At 48.3% G+C, this 20,235-nt stretch carries 17 protein-coding genes; 9 read left to right on the forward strand and 8 right to left on the reverse strand.

Features of this window, described 5'->3' with window-relative positions; translation table 11 throughout:
- Positions 1 to 54 precede the first annotated feature (54 nt).
- The gene (locus tag H6G46_RS07040) at positions 55 to 1,236 is read left to right on the forward strand and encodes a proton extrusion protein PcxA (protein ID WP_010871416.1); all 1,182 of its coding nucleotides are present in this window, start codon (positions 55 to 57) and stop codon (positions 1,234 to 1,236) included.
- Between the two features lie 91 nt (positions 1,237 to 1,327).
- On the opposite strand, the gene H6G46_RS07045 is transcribed toward H6G46_RS07040, so the two are convergent.
- Genes H6G46_RS07045 through H6G46_RS07060 form a run of 4 tightly spaced genes read right to left on the reverse strand, consistent with a single transcriptional unit; the run spans position 1,328 to position 4,966 of the window.
- Entirely contained in the window at positions 1,328 to 3,028 is a 1,701-nt protein-coding gene (locus H6G46_RS07045) for a SulP family inorganic anion transporter (RefSeq protein WP_010871415.1), read from the reverse strand.
- 53 nt (positions 3,029 to 3,081) lie between these two features.
- A complete protein-coding gene (locus H6G46_RS07050; RefSeq protein ID WP_010871414.1) occupies positions 3,082 to 3,951 on the reverse strand; it encodes a DUF6515 family protein in 870 nt (289 codons plus the stop codon).
- A 43-nt stretch (positions 3,952 to 3,994) separates the two neighbouring features.
- The gene (locus H6G46_RS07055) at positions 3,995 to 4,771 is read right to left on the reverse strand and encodes a DUF2092 domain-containing protein (protein WP_010871413.1); all 777 of its coding nucleotides are present in this window, start codon (positions 4,769 to 4,771) and stop codon (positions 3,995 to 3,997) included.
- Between the two features lie 24 nt (positions 4,772 to 4,795).
- Positions 4,796 to 4,966, reverse strand: a complete 171-nt coding sequence (locus H6G46_RS07060) for a hypothetical protein (RefSeq protein ID WP_010871412.1) — start codon at positions 4,964 to 4,966, stop codon at positions 4,796 to 4,798.
- A gap of 564 nt (positions 4,967 to 5,530) precedes the next feature.
- Between H6G46_RS07060 and H6G46_RS07065 the strand changes: the two genes are divergently transcribed.
- Positions 5,531 to 6,997 carry a TM0106 family RecB-like putative nuclease gene (locus H6G46_RS07065; RefSeq protein ID WP_010871411.1) on the forward strand — a complete coding sequence of 489 codons (1,467 nt, stop codon included), beginning with the start codon at positions 5,531 to 5,533 and terminating at the stop codon, positions 6,995 to 6,997.
- Between the two features lie 90 nt (positions 6,998 to 7,087).
- Here H6G46_RS07065 and H6G46_RS07070 read toward each other — a convergent pair whose 3' ends face one another.
- From H6G46_RS07070 to H6G46_RS07080, 3 genes are all read right to left on the reverse strand, one after another.
- On the reverse strand, positions 7,088 to 8,152 hold the full coding sequence (locus H6G46_RS07070) for a linear amide C-N hydrolase (protein ID WP_223211323.1): 1,065 nt from the start codon (positions 8,150 to 8,152) through the stop codon (positions 7,088 to 7,090).
- 145 nt (positions 8,153 to 8,297) lie between these two features.
- Complete coding sequence (locus tag H6G46_RS07075; RefSeq protein WP_020861386.1) at positions 8,298 to 8,780, reverse strand: Tab2 family RNA-binding protein; 483 nt, start codon at positions 8,778 to 8,780, stop codon at positions 8,298 to 8,300.
- Positions 8,781 to 8,826: 46 nt separating this feature from the next.
- Positions 8,827 to 10,152 carry an ankyrin repeat domain-containing protein gene (locus tag H6G46_RS07080; RefSeq protein WP_010871408.1) on the reverse strand — a complete coding sequence of 442 codons (1,326 nt, stop codon included), beginning with the start codon at positions 10,150 to 10,152 and terminating at the stop codon, positions 8,827 to 8,829.
- Between the two features lie 278 nt (positions 10,153 to 10,430).
- On the opposite strand from H6G46_RS07080, the gene gltD reads away from it, so the two are divergent.
- The 7 genes from gltD to H6G46_RS07115 all read left to right on the forward strand — a co-directional run bounded on the left by gltD (position 10,431) and on the right by H6G46_RS07115 (position 18,863).
- Entirely contained in the window at positions 10,431 to 11,915 is a 1,485-nt protein-coding gene (gene gltD, locus H6G46_RS07085) for a glutamate synthase small subunit (RefSeq protein WP_010871407.1), read from the forward strand.
- Positions 11,916 to 12,376: 461 nt separating this feature from the next.
- Entirely contained in the window at positions 12,377 to 12,688 is a 312-nt protein-coding gene (locus H6G46_RS07090; RefSeq protein WP_010871406.1) for a BMC domain-containing protein, read from the forward strand.
- Positions 12,689 to 12,816: 128 nt separating this feature from the next.
- Positions 12,817 to 13,152: a BMC domain-containing protein gene (locus H6G46_RS07095; RefSeq protein ID WP_010871405.1), complete on the forward strand. Its 336-nt coding sequence runs from the start codon at positions 12,817 to 12,819 to the stop codon at positions 13,150 to 13,152.
- 32 nt (positions 13,153 to 13,184) lie between these two features.
- Positions 13,185 to 13,487, forward strand: coding sequence for a EutN/CcmL family microcompartment protein (locus H6G46_RS07100; protein ID WP_010871404.1), 303 nt, complete (start codon positions 13,185 to 13,187; stop codon positions 13,485 to 13,487).
- Positions 13,488 to 13,620: 133 nt separating this feature from the next.
- Positions 13,621 to 15,630 (forward strand): ribulose bisphosphate carboxylase small subunit, encoded by a 2,010-nt coding sequence (locus tag H6G46_RS07105; protein WP_014407066.1) that lies wholly within the window; start codon positions 13,621 to 13,623, stop codon positions 15,628 to 15,630.
- A gap of 34 nt (positions 15,631 to 15,664) precedes the next feature.
- On the forward strand, positions 15,665 to 16,390 hold the full coding sequence (locus H6G46_RS07110) for a hypothetical protein (RefSeq protein ID WP_010871402.1): 726 nt from the start codon (positions 15,665 to 15,667) through the stop codon (positions 16,388 to 16,390).
- A gap of 466 nt (positions 16,391 to 16,856) precedes the next feature.
- Positions 16,857 to 18,863, forward strand: a complete 2,007-nt coding sequence (locus H6G46_RS07115) for a serine/threonine phosphatase (RefSeq protein WP_010871401.1) — start codon at positions 16,857 to 16,859, stop codon at positions 18,861 to 18,863.
- Here the strand turns inward: H6G46_RS07115 and H6G46_RS07120 are convergent.
- The gene (locus tag H6G46_RS07120) at positions 18,826 to 20,160 is read right to left on the reverse strand and encodes a hypothetical protein (protein WP_010871400.1); all 1,335 of its coding nucleotides are present in this window, start codon (positions 20,158 to 20,160) and stop codon (positions 18,826 to 18,828) included. The genes H6G46_RS07115 and H6G46_RS07120 overlap by 38 nt on opposite strands.
- Between the last annotated feature and the right edge of the window lie 75 nt (positions 20,161 to 20,235).

Below are 20,235 nucleotides of genomic sequence, written 5' to 3' on the forward strand. Positions count from 1 at the left end.
TTCCGTTGATTTGTAAGCTCCCTTTCCCCTTGATTTTGCCCAGAGCCTACCACCATGTTACCTGACAAAAAACTCGGTTCCCCCAACCATCGATTCCACCACTGGTTAGTCCGCCAGGCGATCGCCGCTTTGGATAACGCCCAAGTTAGTGCCCAGGCGATCGAATCCATTGAGAAAACCTATTTTGACGGGGGCAAAATCGCCCCTGACAGTCAAAGAGGCGTTAATACCTACAACTATTTCAAATCTACTTTAGAGCGGGAATTATTAAAAATTAAGTTTAATCTAGCTCGCTTTAACGCAACTAATTTATTGAACAATAGTGAGGATTTTCAAATAACAGAAGCTGAAATTATTGTCAAACTGGATGCCATTGAAAAGATTATTGCCAAATATCGTTTTTCTGAAGATTTAGTAGAAGTTGACTCCCAATCTTCTGCTGAAATTAACAATATCTCACCAAAACGTAGTAACTTCTTTAATATTCAACGGGATTTATCCGCACAGGATGAACAGAAAATTTTACAAAATCTCCGTAATCTCAGACTTCAAAGACGCATTGCCACTCGTTTTTTAATAGTTCTTATTTTCATTCCTTTGACAGTTCAAATACTGACTAAAAACTTAGTTTTTGCCCCCTTGGTACAACACTTCCGAGTAGATATAGTTGCCTGGGAAAAAATTCACTATCAAGAGGAGACCATTGAACACTATTTTGAAGAATTTGCTCGCTATAAAGAAACTTTAGAAATCAAACAGCTTCTATCAGAAAATCAACCTCTCAACCAGGAAAAAATTCATCAAGAACTAAAGAAGAAAGCTGAAGAATTAATCCGCCAGGCTGCCACTAACAGTCAACAGGGCATAGTGAATCTCCTCGCTGATATTGCTGGATTAGTAGCTTTTGTGGTTTTGATCATAGTATTTCGTGGTAAATCCATTATCACTCAGCAATATTTAAGTCAGTCTTTTTTAGCTTTAAATGATATTACCAAGGTATTCATTTTTATTTTATTAACAGATATGTTTGTTGGCTTTCATTCGGCCCATGGTTGGGAAGTGGTATTGGAAAACTTGACAAGCCATTTTGGACTACCGGAAAATCGCCACGCCGTTTATATTTTTATTGCCACAGTGCCTGTATTTTTGGATTCACTGTTTAAGCTATTAATTTTTAATTACTTTACCCGTCAGTCCCCCACCTCTGTCGCTATTTTGGAGAAAATGCAACAATAGTTGTCTCACTTCGTATTTACAGGATAGATAAATTGGTGAATTTCAAATGTGAATAAATTATATTTACCAAGTAAAAATAAAATGTCACTCTTCAGTCATTTTCGGTATGGGGTAAATCTGAATATCGTTGGCAATTAAACTCAGAAATCAGGGAATCAACGGTGTCTAAACGTCGGAAAGTTCCTACTTCACCTTCTAACCCTTCTGCCCGCAAACGATCCCGCACGAACCCGCTAGCATTTACTAATTTTAAAGTTATGCCCTGTTGATTAAGGCTTTGCGATAAGGTTTTAAACCAACGAGCAGCAGGAGTATCAATACCAGGGGAGGTTCCCATTTCAAAAATCACTAACTCTACTGGCTCTTGCTGTTGAGCAAGGTGGTTAAATAAATCACTTTCGATGTTATTAATATTGAAATATAAAATTGGTCCATTGATTCGATAAATCAATACCCCAGAAATGACTAAATTTTCCGGATGACGTTCAAGGTCGCTAAATTGGTCAGAGCCAGGAATTCTTCCTAAAACTGCGCTACTAGGATAAGAAATAATATGGATCAAGAACAAAATGGAGGCGATCGCCGCTAATAAAACCCCCTGTAGCACCCCAAAGCAAAGTACCCCGAACAGAGCAATAAGGGAAACCTTAAATTCCAGAGGGGCAATTTTTTTGAGATGTTGTAACTCAGGAATATTAATTAACCCTTTTACCGCCACTAAAACTACCGATCCCAGGATTGCCTCTGGTAAATTGCTGAAAAGACCGGTAAAAAACAGCAAGACTATGGCAATAATACAGGCAGTAATAATGATTGCTAAGGGTGTTTTTGCCCCTGCTTTTTCATTTACTGCCGATTGAGAAAGTCCCCCGGCAATGGGATAACCTTGCCCTAAACCCGCCGCCAGATTAGCCGCCCCGATCGCCAACAATTCCTGTTCTGGATTAATGCGATAGTGATGTTTGATGGCAAAACTACGGGCGGTGGAAATACCTTCGATATAGGACAGTAAAAAACAAGCTAGGGCGAGGGGCAATAGGCTATCAAGGTCACTAAAACTCCAATGGGGCATCCCAAAACTAGGTAAACCCTGGGGAATTTCCCCCACCACTTTCACCCCCTGTTCGAGTAAATTTGTGATTCCCATAACAACAATGGCCAAAATCACTACCATCAGGGAAATAGGTTTGGATGGCCAAAGGCGATCGCCCATAACGAGCAAAACCAGAGCCAAACCTCCCACCAGTAAAGTTGCAGGCTGAATTTCCTGCCAATGGTGGAATAAATCCCAAATACGACTAAAAAAGTTACTTCCCCCAGACGGCACACCAAATAATTTGGGTAATTGGGTAGATGCAATTTGTAATGCCGCCCCCGCTTTAAAACCGGTCAAGATTGGTTCGGAAATAAAATTAACAATCTGGGATAACTTGAGTAACCAAGCTAGCAGGCAAATTATTGCTACCAAAATCGCAGTGGAAGATGCCAAAATCAAATAACGCCCAGCATCGTCGTTAGCCAGGGGGGCTAAACTCACCCCGACAAGAATGGAAATAGCAGACGTGGGTCCCAACGCTAATTGACGGGAAGTACCGAAAAAAGCGTAGCCAACGGCCCCCAACATATAACAATACAATCCCACCTCAGAGGGCAATCCCGCTAAAGATCCATAGGCTAGGGCCACGGGAATGGCATAGGCCGCAAGGGTTAAACCCGCCACCACATCAGCTTTCAGCCAACTAGGATGATAATTTGGTAACCACTGGAAAATGGGAAATATTTGTTTAATCACAGGACAGTCATAACAGGAATAAAATTTGTAATACTTTCTAGGCTAATTAATAATTAGAGTTGCACGACTTGATAAACTGCTATGCCATTTTCAAAAAATGGTTGATAGTAAATACCACCGCAATCGAAATAATATCCCCCATTTAAGCTCACAGAAGTACAACCATCGGGTAAATAATTAACTGTCGCTCCCACTGGTGGTGCAACTATCACATATTCATCCCCACTGGGTTGGAGATAAACCCCATCGGAATACATATAGGACGAAGAACCGACATAGACGGTGTCGTAATAGGGAGGAGGAGTGGCGATCGCCGTTCCTAAAACGAGCCCAGTGGTGAAGCCGACCCAGCCCCATCCCGGTGGCACTCCGTAACCGCCCCCATACCAGCCACCGCCGTTGTACCAATTATTATTGTTGTCCACAAAGTTTTGGCGATTATTTTGGCGATCGGTTGCTCCTTGTTGTCGGGTATCAGTGCGGTTAGAGCGTTCTCCCTGACGGGTATCCGTCCTTTGAGTTCTTTGATCTTGCCGATTTTGCTGGTTCCCCTGACGGTTATCCTGACGATTCTGGCTCCCCGTTTGACGGTTACTCTGACGGTTTTGTTGATTTCCTTGCCGGTTGTCCTGACGACTTTGACTGCCGGCTTGACGGTTACTTTGGCGGTTAGCCTGCCCTGAACTCCGACTTTGGGAACGACTGCTACTGTTAAAACTGCCCCGATTTTGCATTCCCCCACCGCTCCGATTGGCACCACCGGAACTCATCCGGGGAGAAGCACCGCCGCCGCCCCCTCGACTACCTCCCCCTCGGCCTCCCCTAGCCAAGGCCGAATCCATGGGTAAAAGGGTCAATCCTAAAATGAGAATGGAAAATAAACAGGCAGTTTGACGCACTAAAGATTTCATAGTTGGGCCCATAGTTTTAAAGGATATGACCGGAAATGATCCAGTCTTAAAATCACTAATTTTCTGACGGCAAATTCAGTTTATCTAGGGGAATAAATTCCACCATTACATCGTCTTTAGCTGGGGTGAAAGTAAAAGCACTGCTAGGTAATTCTGGCTGGAAATTCCAATTGGAAAATACCACTGTATATTGGGGCTCTCCGGGCAAGTCTTTATAGGTGATGATTGCCTTTTTTAACACAGGTTGCTCCCCCTGACTAATCCATATCTGAAAGTCCCTATTTTCCCCCTGAAGCAAAATTTGATAGGTTTCTTCATTACCCACTAAATTATTACCCACAAAGAAACTACTTTCGGTTTCTGCTTTTAAATCTTCACAGGGATCACTGGCAAACAAGTTAGACATGGGCAGAGTGATGCCGTATTTGCTATCAATTTGATCTAACACACCATCCAATGTATCCGGTGCCGGTTTAGTGTTATAAAATCCTAAATTGGGAGCCTGGAGGGTAAAATTCCTACCATCGTAGTAAAAATTTGTTACCCGTTCATCCCCGACATAATCGGAGCGTAAACGGTTCGGTTTTGCCACTAATAGTGCTTGGTTAGCGCTGTATTGAACTTTACTACCTATCTCCAATAATTCATCATAGGTAATGGCCATATCTACACTAAAAGTCTTTTGGGACTGGATAAAACCACAAACTTGATCAACTAACTGATCTGTGGTTCTCGCCGGAGCTTCGGTTTGGGGAATTGGCGTTTGGGAAAGGACGGGAAAAGCCCCAAAAATTCCCCCAAAAATTGTCAGGGCAAAAATATTTTTCAACATAAAATTCTAGATAGGTTAATTTTCTTACTTAGCTCCTTCGGCTAAGCAATTAAGAGTACGGACCATGGCTGCCGCTGTGTAATCCCGATGGGCTGGTTGATTGGGAGCGAATTTTGTCCCTTTTTCGTTCACCGGGGAAGCAACTTGGCAAAATGCCGACATTTGATCCGTTAACTGTTGATTGAATCCTGACACATCTGTGAAGGCGATCGCCGTAACGGTGGTTTGCCCCGGGGCAGCTAAGTTTAATTATCGTCTAGCTCTATGGAGTTTGTCGGTCTGCAAATAGGCTTTTGAGCCAATACCAAAAGTTTCTTGCAAGTCTTAACGTAGGGTTCGTTCACTAACACAAAATTTTTGACACAGCTCGCAAACAGTCCAAGGGCGATCGCCACCTTTCTCGACAGTGAGATTCCCATAGATCTAATTACCTGATTGTGTTGTACCCGGATTAGCTACATATCAGACCATGGACAGTTCAAAATCTCTGCCTGGAATTAACCCCGTTCCAACTGGATATAGTTAATTTGCCATTCCGAGCTATGTACTTTTTCTGTCAGCCCATCCCCATTGGTGGCAGTAAGAGGGCGTCATGTCGGCAATAAATTAATCATTTTCGTAGAATAATGGGGGTTGACTAAGGCAAAATTTTTGATTTGTGAACTTTGTGGATGATCTCAGCGAATTTCCCCGACAGAATAGTAACCATGGGGGCACAGTAAACCGAAATAATTGCCAGCTAGTGGTCGTTGGGGCGATATGTTAGTCACCGACTCTCTTTTGCTGGATTATAAGCGTTGTCAACGCCGGGCCTATCTCAACACCCACGGCTCCAGTGAGGAGCGCCGCCCGGAGCGGGACTTTTTGCTTAAGCTGCGTCAAGAAAGTCAAAGACATATCCAGGAAGTTCTGGAGGAACAATTTCCCCATTATCGGGAACCGGAAACCCCCACCTATCTTGGCCAAGAACGGGCCCAGGAAACCAAAACCCTAATGGCCCAGGGGGTAGATTGCATCTATCGGGGTTGTCTTTACCACAGTTTGCCGGTCAATTTGCACACCGACAACAACGGCCATTTACCAATGCTGGAACTGTTGGGCCATCCCCATTTATTGGTTAAAGTTCCTGGTGAATCCCGTTGGGGGCCATGGCAATATCGGCCAGTGAGTATCCAATTGGGTCGTCGGCCAAAACCGGAGTACAAAATTCTAGCCGCCTTCTATGCCCAGTTGTTGGCGGTACATCAAGGACCATTGCCCCGTTGGGTAGAAATTATTTTGCGGCGGGGTAATTCTTACTCGGTGGATTTGTTGGAATGGTTGCCCCGTTTTCACCAAACCCTAGCCGACTGTGTGCAAACCCTAATTCATCAGCGGGAACCAGAGGTATTTATTTCTCGCCAACGATGTAATCTCTGCCACTGGTATGACCATTGCTACGCCATTGCCCAGGAGCAACAACATCTTTCCTTGGTACCCGGTGTTACCCCCAGCCGCTACGAATCATTACAAATGGTGGGGGTTTTGACCATTGATTCCCTCGCCCGACTGCAAACCCAGCAAGTGGCCGAATTAATGGGCACGGCGATCGCCGAACAATTACAACAACAGGCCTTGGCTTTAGTGGAAAAACGGGCCATGGCGAAGGAGAAAAAAGTTTATCCCCTACCCCGATCGCCAGTGGAATTATATTTCGACATTGAAGCGGAACCGGAACGAAATTTGGATTATCTGCTGGGGGTAGTGGTGGTTGACCATGGGCAAAAAACGGAAAAATTCTATGGTTTTATGGCCAAAGATCCCGAAGAAGAAGGCTTAATTTGGCAGGAATTTGTCCAGTTAATCCAGACCTATCCTAATGCTCCCATTTATCACTTTTCTGAGTATGAAAGGGAAACAATCAAGAGATTAGGAAAACTTTATGGAACGCCCCCAAAAGTACGGGAAAAAATCCTCGAACAATGTTTTGATTTACATCATTATGTGGTCAACCATGTGATCTGCCCGGTGGAAAGTTATTCCCTCAAGTCCCTAGCGAGTTGGTTAGGTTTTCAATGGCGGGATGCCCAGGCCAGCGGTGATCAGTCGGTCTGTTGGTATGACAATTGGTTAACCACTGGCGATCGCCAATTTTTGGAATTAATTTTGCGCTATAACGAAGATGATTGCCGAGCCACCTGGATTTTAAAGGATTGGTTAACGAAATTTTTTGCTGGCCCGGCTTAATTAGTCAACCAGATGTTGGGCAATACTGGGAAAATTTGATCTCATTTCTCCCAAAACTTGGGAGGTTATTGGGCATTTTTAGGCAAATTTCTAAAATGGACTTTTTAGCACTTTAGTAAATTTATCGGTAACATTTCCCGACAGATCCAAATTATCAGGATCAAGACTTAACACTGGTGCACCAGGGGCAAGATTAAGTTGATCAAGGTTGACCCAAATGACATTGGGGCTAGTGGTTAACTCAAAAAAGTAACGACGATTCGTTAGGTCAATGGCGGTGCGATATTCCGTGTTATACAGAGAACCAGGAATATTATTGGGGGCACCAAAAGGAACAGAAGTATTGCGGGCGATCGCCAAAATACCAGCAATGGCTTCCTGTTCAGTTTTCGGTTCCGGCAACATCATCTGGTAATAGCTAGCCCGAACAAAACGATCTTTGGGATCCACATTGCCAGGCAAGGGAGTTTGGCGGGTGGCATTGGTAAAATCCCAAGTTTCCAAGAATTTCAATTGTTGATCGTAGGTGGGATCGTTCGTCATCACCCGATACTCTGGGCCGTGGTGGACAACCAGCTTACCCTCCACGTATTCCAGAATGGCCGAATCTCCACTGGCATCTTCAATGGCTAAATGCACCGTTGCCTTCATATCATCCAGGGCAACCATTACCGGCTGAATCTCATTCATCAACGCAAGGGCTTCCTTCACAGTGGCGGCATTGTCCAGTAAATATTGTCCCCACAGTCCCGCCTGTACCCCGGCTTTCTTGGGATTGCGGGGGCCAAAATCCGTCGCTGTTAAGTAAAGCATATGCATGCCCAGTCCTTTTTCATTCAAGCCGTCCACCGTACCCATGCCATAAACCGTGGTGACTACACTGCCATATTTGGAAGTCCATTGGGCTGGGTTGTCTTTAACCACTAACATGTCCCCCAACATGCCTCCATTTCTTTTGATGCCCTGGGGAAAAACCATCAACTCGGGCTCGGTGGATTCCGGCCAGTCCATTGTTCGGCCGACCACCACAGCTAATTTATTGTTATTCCACAAAATTCTGGTGCAGGCCTGGGCCGCTGAGGGCCAAAGGGTAATCTGTAGCACTACTGCTAGCAGTATGGCCGTTGTAATGTTACCGAGAAACTGAATATTCATTGTCTTTGTCAACTGTCTAGGGTTCATCACAATCTTAAGGGATGCCCATCGGGCGATCGCCCCGACCATGTCCCAAACTCAGAAATTCATGGTCTAGTTTCTAGGTTCTTTGAGCTTAATTGAAAATGGAAATGCTAATGTTCTATTACTTTTGCAATAACCAGACCCCCGTGGTAGTCACCCCCGAATTATCCGGTTGGAGCCAGAGAAAATGTAAACCCTTGGCTTTTTGTTGTCGCTGACTGAACACCCCCGCTGCGGTGGCCATTTCCCCATCCTTAAAGGTGACCATGACCCATCGATCGCCGTTTTGGGTATGAAGCACCAATCCCCCCGATTGTTGGGGATCTTCGGCAATGTAAACCAGGCTTTTGGGTTGTTGTTCCGCCAACCATTCACCGATGAAACGACATTGGCGACCACCGTAAATAACCACACCGGGGATGGGTAAATCTGCGGCTAAACCAAGCCGGAGAGGGGACAAATGCTCTGGCATGGCTTGATAACGCATGGGGCGATCGCCAAAATAGGGCCAAATATCCTGGGCTGGGAGAGCGACAAATTGCCAACTTTCCCCCAGCAGGCGATCGGGCAAAGGTTGGGGAGGAGACGGTAGGGAATTAACCATGGTGGGAAAAGAGAAATTAAGATCGAATAAATTTACTAACCAATAATCAAGCGCTGCGGGAAATATAGGATTCCAACAAGGCCACAATGGCCCCATGATGATTCAATCGTGCTAAATCAAGGGCGGTCTGGCCCCCCTGGTTTTTGAGATTAAGGTCTAAAGCGGGGAAATTAGTCAGCAGGGCTTCTACCGCCGCCCCGTGGCCCCGATGGCAAGCCCACATCAGGGCAGTAGATCCGTTGGGATCACCACGGTTAACTTGGACAGAATAATTGGCGATGGTGGTAATCACCGCAGCGAGATTTGCCATGGCTGCCAGCATTAAGGGGGTTTTTCCTTCCCATAGGGTTTGGTCCAGGTCAACCCCTGCCCGGCCCAAGGCGTTAACCATGACCGCTTGGGTCTGGGCATTCCCATGGGTGGCAGTGAGGGCTGTTAGGAGGGGCGGTTCCCCATTGCTGGAAAAATTACCGTCGGCGCCGGCATTGAGTAGTTGGGTCACAATCTCCACATGTCCCTGGGCGATCGCCAAATGTAAGGCCGTGTCCCCCGCTTGATTGACGGCATTGACCATATCTTTGGGGCCCTTTTCTAACAGAATGGTCACCATGGATTGGTAACCTTCTAAACAAGCAATGTGTAAGGCTGTATCGCCGCCATCCCCAGCCTGGGTAAGGGGATAACCGCCCTGGATGAAAGCTTTCACCTGATCAACGTTTCCTTCCTCCACCGCTGTGAACCAACCATTCTGATCCCAGGGAGCACCGGCTTGGAGTAAATAGTCAACAATTACTCGATCGCCTGTTTTTATTGCCAGGGTCAAGGGTAAATTACCATCCCCATCGCTGAGGTCCAACGGAGCGTGGTGCTCTATTAGCTTCCGAACCATGGACAAATTTTGCTGTTTAATGGCCCATTCCAGGGCGGTTGTCCCCTGCTGGTCTTGGATTTTGGCTCTGGCTCCTCCAGCTAGTAAAGTTTCCACCAGAGGTAAATTATTGCGATAGGCCGCCATCATCAACGCCGTTGTGCCGTCATCATTACCTTGATTCACCTCGGCACCAAATTCCATCAACATTGCGGCGATCGCCTGTTGAACCGGATTTTTTTCAGGGTTATTAGGGTTGGACTGTAATCCCGCTAGCAACATTAGGGGGGTAATGCCATGGGGCGGCCGGGAGCGATTGGGGTCAGCCCCCGCTTGTAGCAATTGTTTGACGGTGGTCATTTCCAGGGATGCTACTGCGTACATCAAAACCGTCAGCCCCCTTTCGTCCCTTTGGTTAACCTGGTCTGAAGCGGCAGCGAATAAATATTCTTGCACTAGTTGCCATTGACCCTGTTTAGCCGCCACCACAATGGGATTGACCATGGTTTGATTGCTGATTTTTTGCTAAAAATACTTCGACCTTTGACCGTCTGAATGCCCCATATTCCAAAATATCATTGTTGTTCGGGGCTTGGCCATGGCCCCACCAGGGATTTTTGTTGGTAACTTGTACCAATGGCAGAGGGGAAGTTTGTAACAAAAAGCAACATGGCCAGCAAATCTCAATAAAAGTTACCCTCCATTGGTTGGGAACTGCTTTAAACTAGGCTTACATCCCTTATTTACGGCGATCGCCCCCACCACAAGAGGTAACTACGAGCATGGGCAAACCCACTGGTTTTCTGGAATATACCCGCGAAATTCCCCAAGAGTTAAGCCCCGGCGATCGCCTGAGGAATTGGGACGAATTCCATGTGACCATGCCCGATAAGCAGGTGGAAACCCAGGGAGCCCGTTGCATGGATTGCGGCACGCCCTTTTGTCACACCGGTAGTTTGATCAGTGGCATGGCCAGTGGTTGCCCAATCAATAACCTCATCCCGGAATTTAATGACCTAGTCTATCGGGGGCTGTGGCGGGAAGCTTTAGATCGGCTTCACAAGACTAATAACTTTCCTGAATTTACTGGCCGGGTTTGTCCCGCTCCCTGCGAAGGCTCCTGTGTGTTGGGCATCAATAATCCTCCGGTGACCATCAAAAATATTGAATATTCCATCATCGAAAAGGGTTGGCAGGAAGGTTGGGTAACGCCGGAACCGCCCGCAAAACGCACGGGGAAAAAAGTAGCCGTAGTTGGTTCTGGCCCCGCTGGTTTAGCCGCCGCCGCCCAGTTAAACAAAGCCGGTCATTGGGTAACGGTTTATGAACGGGAAGACCGCCCCGGCGGTTTGCTTATGTACGGCATTCCCAATATGAAGCTGGATAAGGAAGAAGTGGTGCTACGCCGCTTAAACGTGCTGGAAGCAGAGGGAGTCACCTTTGTTTGCAATACGGAAATTGGCAAGGATTTACCCCCGGAAACCCTACTCAAGGACTACGACGCGGTGGTGCTCTGTACCGGTGCCACTAAGCCCAGGGATTTGGCGATCGCCGGTCGGGAACTGGAAGGCATCCACTTCGCCATGGAATTTTTGACCGCCAACACTAAGGCAATTTTAGATAAAACTCCCGGCCCGAATTTCATTAGTGCCAAGGATAAAGACGTGGTAATTATCGGTGGAGGGGACACCGGCACCGACTGTGTGGGTACTTCCCTCCGCCACGGTTGCAGAAGCCTAGTGCAATTGGAAATTATGCCCAAACCCCCGGAGGAACGGGCCGCCAACAACCCCTGGCCAGAATGGCCCAAGGTTTACAAAATGGACTACGGCCAGGAAGAAGCCGCCGCCGTCTATGGCCATGATCCCCGCAGTTACCTCACCACTGCCACCAAAATTGAAGGGGATGACCAGGGGCGGGTCAAAGCAGTCCATACCGTCGATGTCCGTTGGGAAAAGGATGGGCAGGGACGATTTATTCCCCAGCAAGTGGCTGGCACGGAACAGGTCAGACCAGCTCAATTAGTCTTGCTAGCCATGGGGTTTGTGGGACCAGAAAGTCAACTGCTGGATGCAATGAAATTGGATAAAGATGCCCGGGGCAATATTAAAGCTGAATACGGTCAGTATGAAACCAGTATTCCCGGGGTATTTGCGGCGGGGGACTGTCGCCGGGGCCAAAGTTTGGTGGTCTGGGCTTTCAACGAAGGTCGGGGGGCAGCCAAAGCCTGTGACCTTTACTTAATGGGGGAAACAGACCTCCCCTAGGTGGCCATAGCCATCGGTTAATTAACTATCCAAATGTGTATCAAAAGCGGCGATTGCCCCCTGATTTTTGATTAGTAATGCTGAATAGTCGAATTAAAAATTATCATAATCCCTTATGTTGTCAAAGGGCCCAAGGTTTCCTATGCTTTTCATAGGGTAGATAATCAAATTTCCGTAAATTTTTTATTTATCCTCCTAAATTCAACTTCAACAGCAGGAAAAGCTGTCAAGAGCCGATACTTTTTGTGTCGGGGGTTTATCTTGGGTTGCTAAAACCTATTCTGAATTCTCTTGATTTTTCCGTTCACCAAAGCTGTTACTGTGGACTGTTAGGCAATCAATCGGGTTCTGGGTTTTGATCCCTTGGTGGGAATGGCCAGATCCGGCTCTGCCCCTGACCACAGTCGAACTCGCCTGCTAACTTTTACCCGCACTTTCACGATTCTAGGAGACTATCCCCCATGTCCATTGCAGTTGGAATGATCGAAACCCGTGGCTTCCCCGCTGTTGTAGAAGCAGCCGACTCCATGGTTAAAGCCGCTCGGGTCACCCTGGTGGGCTACGAAAAAATTGGTAGCGGTCGGGTCACGGTGATTGTGCGGGGGGATGTTTCCGAAGTACAAGCTTCTGTTTCCGCTGGTATCGAAGCCGCTAACCGAGTCAACGGTGGCGAAGTGCTTTCTACCCACATCATTGCCCGTCCCCACGAAAACCTGGAATACGTCCTCCCCATTCGCTATACCGAAGAAGTTGAACAATTTCGGACATATTAATTCCCCTTTGTTTGGCGATCGGTAGTCAACTACACAGAATAGCCAGGACTGCCGAGCCTGGGCAATGGACGCTGATCAGCGTAGTTTTGATTTTTTGATTTGATATTCCCTGGGAGTAACTTAAACCTATGTCAATTGCAGTTGGGATGATCGAAACCCTTGGGTTTCCCGCCGTTGTGGAGGCCGCCGACTCCATGGTTAAAGCCGCCCGGGTTACCCTGGTGGGCTACGAAAAAATTGGTAGCGGCCGAGTCACCGTGATTGTGCGGGGTGACGTGTCCGAGGTACAGGCCTCAGTGACCGCTGGCATTGAAAACATCCGTCGGGTAAACGGTGGTGAAGTTTTGTCTAACCACATTATTGCCCGTCCCCACGAAAACCTGGAGTATGTGCTACCCATTCGCTACACCGAGGCGGTGGAACAGTTCCGGGAAATCGTTAATCCTTCCATCATCCGCCGTTAATTTTCCCTATAAATTTTGAGCCCAATTAAGCCATGCAACTTGCCAAAGTTTTGGGGACCGTGGTCAGTACATCGAAGACACCGAACTTAACCGGCGTCAAGCTGCTTTTAGTTCAGTTCCTCGACACCAAAGGTCAACCCCTGGAACGCTATGAAGTGGCGGGGGATGTGGTAGGTGCAGGCTTAAATGAATGGGTGCTGGTGGCCCGGGGTAGTGCCGCCCGTAAGGAACGGGGCAATGGCGATCGCCCTTTGGATGCCATGGTGGTGGGCATCATCGACACAGTTAATGTGGCTAGTGGCTCCCTCTACAACAAGAGGGATGATGGGAGATAACGCTCCCCCCTTTTTTCCTATCCTTCCTATCCAGTGGAGGAACTAGGATTTTGCTTGGGACATATTTGAACCCGATGCAGTGCTGGCAAAGTCCCTGGGCTGGTTGTTGGCTGTATCTAGGAGGAACTATTGCATGGGATCTCGCACCGCCTTGGCTTCCAGGCCTTGGTCCAAACATTTAGCAGACCCCCAGATTGACCCGACGGCCTACGTGCATTCGTTTGCCAATGTGGTGGGGGATGTGCGCATTCAGCCCGGGGTCAGTGTTGCCCCTGGGAGCTCCATTCGAGCGGACGAGGGCACGCCCTTTTGGATTGGCGGTAATGTGCTGATCCAACATGGAGTGGTGATCCATGGCTTAGAAACTGGTCGGGTGCTGGGGGATGATGACCAGGAATATTCTGTTTGGATTGGGCCGGGCACCTGTGTGGCCCATTTGGCTTTGGTCCACGGCCCAGTTTACCTCGGCGCTAATTGCTTCATTGGTTTCCGTTCCACTGTGCTCAATGCACGGGTGGGGGATGGGGCGGTGGTGATGATGCATTCCCTAGTTCAGGATGTGGAAATTCCCCCCAACAAATTGGTGCCCTCCGGTGCCATGATTACCCAGCAACACCAGGCGGATAGTTTACCGGATGTGCAAGCTGGCGATCGCCATTTTGTCCAGCAGATTGCGGCCATGCACGGACAAAGTGCTTCTCCAACCCAGGGAACTGATCCAACCGTGTGTGTGTTGCCGGAGTCCCTCCCCGCCGTTACCCCCGTTACTGAAACCCCCTATATAAATTCCATAGACAACATGAGTATTAATTCTGACATTACCAACCAGATCCGCTCCCTCCTGGCCCAGGGCTATGGTATCGGGGCGGAACACGCCAACGAACGACGTTTCAAAACCAAATCTTGGCAGAGCTGTGGCACCGCCGATGGTTTCCGTCCCGACCAGGTTATTGCCACGGTGGAAGGTTGGCTCCAGGAGTTTGCGGGGGAATATGTCCGCCTCATTGGCATTGACCAGGGGGCTAAACGCCGGGTAGTGGAAGTGATTATTCAACGCCCCGGTGATGTTCCCGGTTCTCCTAGTCGGGGTACCACCACCACCAAAGCCCTAAGCAGTGGCGGTAGCGGCCGGAGTGCGGTGGCCCACCAAACAGGTAACTTAGCTGGGGATAGTGCTAACCAGTTGCGGGCCCTGTTGCATCAGGGTTATAAAATCGGCTTGGAATATGCCAGTGCCCGTCGCTTCAAAACCGGCTCTTGGTTAACTGGAGGCACCATTGGTAGTCATCGGGAAGGGGAAGCTTTGCAGGAATTAAATCGTTTCCTGGCCGACCACACCAATGAGTATGTGCGCATTATCGGTATTGATCCAGCCGGTAAGCGGCGGGTGGCAGAAATTGTTGTACACCGTCCCAATGGTAATGGCAATGGTAAACCTTCTAGTTCCAGCAGTTCCGTTGGCTATAAGTCTGCCCCTGTGAGCTCCGCCGGGGGCTCTAGTGCTGGTGGTTTAACCCCAGAAGTGATAGCAACGGTGCGGGGATTACTCGCCAACGGCCATAGCATTGGTACCGAACACACAGATAAACGTCGCTTTAAGGCCAAATCCTGGGATACTTGTCCCACCATTGATGGTGGCCGGGAAGCTGAAGTTTTAGCCAAATTGGAAGCTTGCCTAGCAGATCATGCCGGGGAGTATGTGCGGATTATTGGTATTGACCGGGTTGGTAAGCGACGGGTGTTAGAACAGATTATTCAACGTCCAGGGGACAACGTTGTTGCTGGGCGATCGCCGTCTTCGTCTAGTGCTAGTACATCCAGTAGTGCCTCCAGCAATGGCTTTGGCAGTGGCAATGGTGGTGGTTACAGTAATTCTGCCGTGCGCCTAGATAACAGCGTGGTTACCCAGGTGCGTTCCCTCCTGGCCCAGGGTTACAAAATTGGCACCGAACACACGGATAAACGTCGCTTTAAAGCCAAATCCTGGCAGAGTTGTGCCCCTATCACCAGTACCCACGAGTCGGAAGTGTTGCGGGCCCTAGAAGGTTGTTTGGCAGACCATAACGGCGAATATGTCCGCTTACTAGGCATAGATCCCACGGCTAAACGGCGGGTGTTGGAAACCATTATTCAGCGTCCCTAGTAATTACTAGTTGACCAGCCCCCCGGATTTTGCCATGCAGTTACCGCCCGTTCACAGTGTTAGTCTTTCTGAATATTTTGTGAGTGGTAACGTGATCATTCACGAAACAGCGGTCATTGCTCCGGGGGTTATTTTAGAAGCGGCTCCGGATTGTCAAATTACCATTGAAGCCGGAGTCTGCATTGGTTTAGGCAGTGTGATTAGCGCCCATGCCGGTGACGTGAAAATTCAGGAGCAGACGGCGATCGCCCCTGGCTGTCTAGTAATCGGGCCAGTGACCATTGGGGCAACAGCTTGTCTCGGTTCCCGGAGTACCGTTTTTCAGCAGGATATTGATGCCCAGGTCCTAATTCCTCCCGGCTCCTTATTAATGAATCGGGTTGCCGATGTCCAGACGGTAGGGGCTAGTTCTCCAACAACTGACAGCGTTACTGAAAAAAAATCCCCTTCAACCGCAAACCCCATTGCCCCTATTCCTTCCCCCTGGGACAACGAGCCCCCTGCAAAGGGGACAGATTCCCCGTCAGATCAAGCAAAAGAATCCATTGCCAGGCAATCAAGGCCATCAACCGCCGAGGCCGCAGAACAGATTTCCTCAAATCGATCCCCTGGGGAATCGACGCCAACTGCTCCGACGGTGGTCACCACTGCGCCATTAGTTTCAGAAGAAGTACAAGAAAAGCCTCCCGTAGTGGGTCAGGTTTACATTAATCAGTTACTCTTAACCCTATTTCCGGAACGACGATATTTTAGTTCTTAAATGGATTGTCACTAGAGCATCAGACGGGCACAGTGGTGTACTTATCCTGGATAAGGCATTGGGGCAACGATATGACTAATTCGACTAAAAATAGTGCAATGTAAACGTCTCAAGTGCCTTCAATATAAGCTTTGTAGAAAGCGCTACTCTCTTGATTGTATTTCAACCAGCCGTATCACCAACAGCGGGGGGAGAAAAAACTGGTTAAACCTTTAAAAGTGAGGTAATACCCACAAAAGTAGAGTTAGTTGAGGTAGTGTCTAATTTTTAAGCTAAGGTATTTACCATGAAGGGGATGGTGTTGGAAAATTAGCGTCTCCCTAAAAATTCCTCCTCCTCGCCCATAGTCACGGTTTTTCCCCCAACTCAGCTTAATTGTTGTTTTAGCGGCAAAGTGGGATCTTTTCCGGAAAAACTGGTGGTTGTTTGTCCCAGTTATCTCAATCCATTGCGTCTCGCCTAAATTATGCTGATCTGTCTCCAGTGCTCCGCCGAAAATCCTAATCGCAACACTGATTGCCAAAAGTGTGGGGCGTCCCTGAAGGAGCATCCCTGTAATCAGTGCGGAGAAATGGTGCAGTACGGAGAAGCCCATTGTCCCCATTGCGGGGCGATCGCCGGTCAGATATTAACAGTGTTGGTCACGGTGCCAGTGGCGGTGGGCCCGGATGGGAAACCGGAACAGAGTTTTGATCCCCAAGGGATCAGGCTTTATGAAAACTTCATTGATGTGGGTCAACGCTACCAACTCCTCACTCCCGTGGAAGAAAACCCATTTGTGGTGGATGAAGTGGGGGAAGGGGAACAAATCGTGCTCAAAAGCAGGGTGGTGGACTGCCAACCTTTACAGCCTTCTGTACTAAAAGTGTTGTTGTCCCAGCAGGGAGACTTGTTAACCAGGTTACCCCAAATGTCCGATGGGGAAATTATGGCCAATGACACTTGGTCAAGCTTGAATTTACCCAAGGCGATCATTCCCTACTTTCGCTTTCCGGTGTTGATGCCCAAAATCCCCGAAGTCTACGATGCCTGGTGTGACGGAGATTATGGTTTTGTCTTGATGGAGGACCGTTCCGAATGGGATGTGTTAGCAGATGTGCTGCGGGACGAAGGGGACTCTCTGCCGGGATTGGAAATGGTTTTTTGGATCAATCAACTTTTCCAACTCTGGCAGCAACTTTCCTCGGCTGGCTGCGGTAAAGGGCTGTTGATGGGGCAAAATCTGCTAGTTGATGAAGACCAAAACATCGCCCTAGAACAAATTTATGCCAATGGCGGAACGCCAGTTTCCCTAGAGGAATTTGGCTCTCTGTTACATGGTTATTTTAGTCCGGTACCCTCGGCAGGGGAGGACTTGTTGGCCATACTGCAAAGAGCGGCCCAGGGCGAGTATCAAGATGTAGATGATTTGTTTGCGGACATCGAAGATTTAGTGATTACGGTGGAGGAGGAAGGGGAAAATTTCATTATCCATGAAGTGGATTTTGAGCAAATTCCTGATGATGTTTTTGCGGCGATAGAAAGTGGAGAAAGTGCTTTCAAAAGCGAGGAAGTTGCTCCCAGCATTAATCCTGTTACCATGCCTGATGTCAATGTGTTTGACTCGGAAGAGGTGGACGATGTCCCCACAGCGGTATTACCTATGCAGTTAATTAGCCTGGTGGATGCGGGCTACACTGACCGGGGTGGGCACCGACAGCATAATGAAGATTTTTTCGGTATCACCACAAGTGTGGAAACCCATCGTAATAACCATGGCAAGACCATCAAGGCCCAGGGGGTTTATGTGGTCTGTGACGGTATGGGGGGCCATGCGGCAGGGGAGGTGGCCAGTCAGATGGGGGTCAAGACCCTGCTGGAGTATTTCCAAATTGTCATGGCCAATAGGTTGCCGGACAAAAATACCATCACTGAAGGGATTAATCTAGCTAACCAAAAAATTTACGAAGTTAATCAAAGTAATGCTAGTTCCGGCAGTGGCCGCATGGGTACTACGCTGGTGATGATGCTAGTTAAAGACACCACCATGGCGATCGCCCACGTGGGGGACAGTCGTATTTACCGAGTCACCCGCAAAAATGGTTTAGAGCAGTTGACGGTGGACCATGAGGTGGGCCAACAGGCCATTCTTAACGGGCTGGATCCGACATTGGCCTATGCTCGCCCCGATGCCTATCAGTTGACCCAGGCCTTGGGACCCCATAGCAGTAGTTATCTCCAACCGGACGTAGCAATTTTTGAAATTGAAGAAGATTGTCTGATTCTGCTCTGTTCTGATGGGATTTCCGACAATGATTTTGTCGAAGAACACTGGCAAGAACTACTGCTGCCCTATGTTAGCTCCAGCCAAGACGTAGACCGGGGCCTGAGAAAATTAATGGAGGCGGCCAATGAATACAATGGCCATGACAATTTGACCGGTGTACTGGTGCGACTCAAGGTTCGCCCCCAAATTCCTTTGGATGTGTGGTAGTTTCAGTAACTTCTGCTTGGTGTTTGCCTAGGGTGAATGCGTCGATCGCCTTGGTAAGGACACAGGTGTACACCAGGGCTTCTTCTAGCCGTTGGAAAGAGGGAATGATTAGACTACGGCTGGCGGTTAAGACCAAAATTTCTGGTTTGTCCTGTCCCACTGTCAATACTGTTTCCACCGCCTCGGTAGGTAGTTTACCCAGGGGTTGATGGTCCAAACTGGCCCGCACAAAATGTTGATCCACAGCACAGTGCTTAACCCGACTCAGACGCCAGCCCCGGTAAATCATAATGGCGATCGCCAGCAATAGGGGCAGACCAATGCGCCAATCCTGCCAGGGCAGCATTAAACCGAAATTATCCGGTATTTCAACGTAAACCATCTCCCCAGCAAATGCCCGTCTAAAACCATCCAAAATAGCCCCCAATTGCACCATAAATCCCATCATCAATATCACAAATAAGAGGAAACCCGACTCTCGAAAAATCTGTTGAATTAATAGCCAAGAATCCCCCCAGCGCCAACGGGAAAAAATCTGCCATTTACGCTCTGTTCTTTTCACCCCCACCCCTTGTCCTTGTTGTAACAGCTTTGCTTCCTCCTGGGGTGTAATCCTATTAAGGGCATAGGCTCCCAACCCATGGCTAGCTTCAAAAGCCACCGGCACCGGTTCCCCGAGCAGTTCTTGAATCACGGCGATCGCCTCTAGCACCGGGTCGAGGTTTTGATCTTCCTCAAAAATCCAATCAGACCCATCGTATAAAAGCAGTTGTCCCTGCCACACCGTCGCCAATTTGTCCTGAAAGGCTCCCCCCCTAATTTCCCGTCGCCGCACCCCAATGGCCCTTACCTGTCCTGGATTAAACTCCATCGAGAGGGGAGCACTGTGGGATAGTTGCAGTTGCCAATGTAAATTTTCTGTCCCATGGCGACGGAGGTAAACCCGACGAATGTAATGGCCTTCCTGAAAATTTCGATGGGTAATGGAGTTGTCAATAAACCAGAAAAGAAAGAATAAAGTAAACAACCATTGGCTAGCGGTACGGAAGCTAAACGTTAACCAACAAAGAAGCAGAAAAATCAAAAAAAGGATGAGATTGAAAGCTTCATTGTTTTGCACCTCCCCCGCCCACAACTCCTGCCACATCATTTTTAATAAACTGGTGTAGAGGGATTGGAAAATTTTCTTGAGCTGGACCAGAGGAGTAATGGCCAAAGCATAGGGACTGGGGGAAGGATAAAGAATGGTGCCCGTATAGACCGGCTGGGGTTCGGCAATATTCTCGTTACCTGCCATGGGGAACCTCGGTGGAAAAGATGGCGTTATCCGATTAATCCGATTATAAGAATGGACCTAAAGGTCAGGCAGGAG

It is taken from the genome of Synechocystis sp. FACHB-908 (assembly GCF_014698595.1).
Classification (GTDB): Bacteria; Cyanobacteriota; Cyanobacteriia; order Cyanobacteriales; family Microcystaceae; genus Synechocystis.

Excerpts from the sequence above, each read along its gene's own strand:
- H6G46_RS07040 (WP_010871416.1), top strand. The coding sequence starts at position 55 with ATGTTACCTGACAAAAAACTCGGTTCCCCCAACCATCGATTCCACCAC.
- H6G46_RS07050 (WP_010871414.1), bottom strand. The coding sequence starts at position 3,951 with ATGGGCCCAACTATGAAATCTTTAGTGCGTCAAACTGCCTGTTTATTT.
- H6G46_RS07055 (WP_010871413.1), bottom strand. The coding sequence starts at position 4,771 with ATGTTGAAAAATATTTTTGCCCTGACAATTTTTGGGGGAATTTTTGGG.
- H6G46_RS07065 (WP_010871411.1), top strand. The coding sequence starts at position 5,531 with ATGTTAGTCACCGACTCTCTTTTGCTGGATTATAAGCGTTGTCAACGC.
- H6G46_RS07070 (WP_223211323.1), bottom strand. The coding sequence starts at position 8,152 with ATGAATATTCAGTTTCTCGGTAACATTACAACGGCCATACTGCTAGCA.
- H6G46_RS07075 (WP_020861386.1), bottom strand. The coding sequence starts at position 8,780 with ATGGTTAATTCCCTACCGTCTCCTCCCCAACCTTTGCCCGATCGCCTG.
- H6G46_RS07080 (WP_010871408.1), bottom strand. The coding sequence starts at position 10,152 with ATGGTCAATCCCATTGTGGTGGCGGCTAAACAGGGTCAATGGCAACTA.
- gltD (WP_010871407.1), top strand. The coding sequence starts at position 10,431 with ATGGGCAAACCCACTGGTTTTCTGGAATATACCCGCGAAATTCCCCAA.
- H6G46_RS07090 (WP_010871406.1), top strand. The coding sequence starts at position 12,377 with ATGTCCATTGCAGTTGGAATGATCGAAACCCGTGGCTTCCCCGCTGTT.
- H6G46_RS07095 (WP_010871405.1), top strand. The coding sequence starts at position 12,817 with ATGTCAATTGCAGTTGGGATGATCGAAACCCTTGGGTTTCCCGCCGTT.
- H6G46_RS07100 (WP_010871404.1), top strand. The coding sequence starts at position 13,185 with ATGCAACTTGCCAAAGTTTTGGGGACCGTGGTCAGTACATCGAAGACA.
- H6G46_RS07105 (WP_014407066.1), top strand. The coding sequence starts at position 13,621 with ATGGGATCTCGCACCGCCTTGGCTTCCAGGCCTTGGTCCAAACATTTA.
- H6G46_RS07110 (WP_010871402.1), top strand. The coding sequence starts at position 15,665 with ATGCAGTTACCGCCCGTTCACAGTGTTAGTCTTTCTGAATATTTTGTG.
- H6G46_RS07115 (WP_010871401.1), top strand. The coding sequence starts at position 16,857 with ATGCTGATCTGTCTCCAGTGCTCCGCCGAAAATCCTAATCGCAACACT.
- H6G46_RS07120 (WP_010871400.1), bottom strand. The coding sequence starts at position 20,160 with ATGGCAGGTAACGAGAATATTGCCGAACCCCAGCCGGTCTATACGGGC.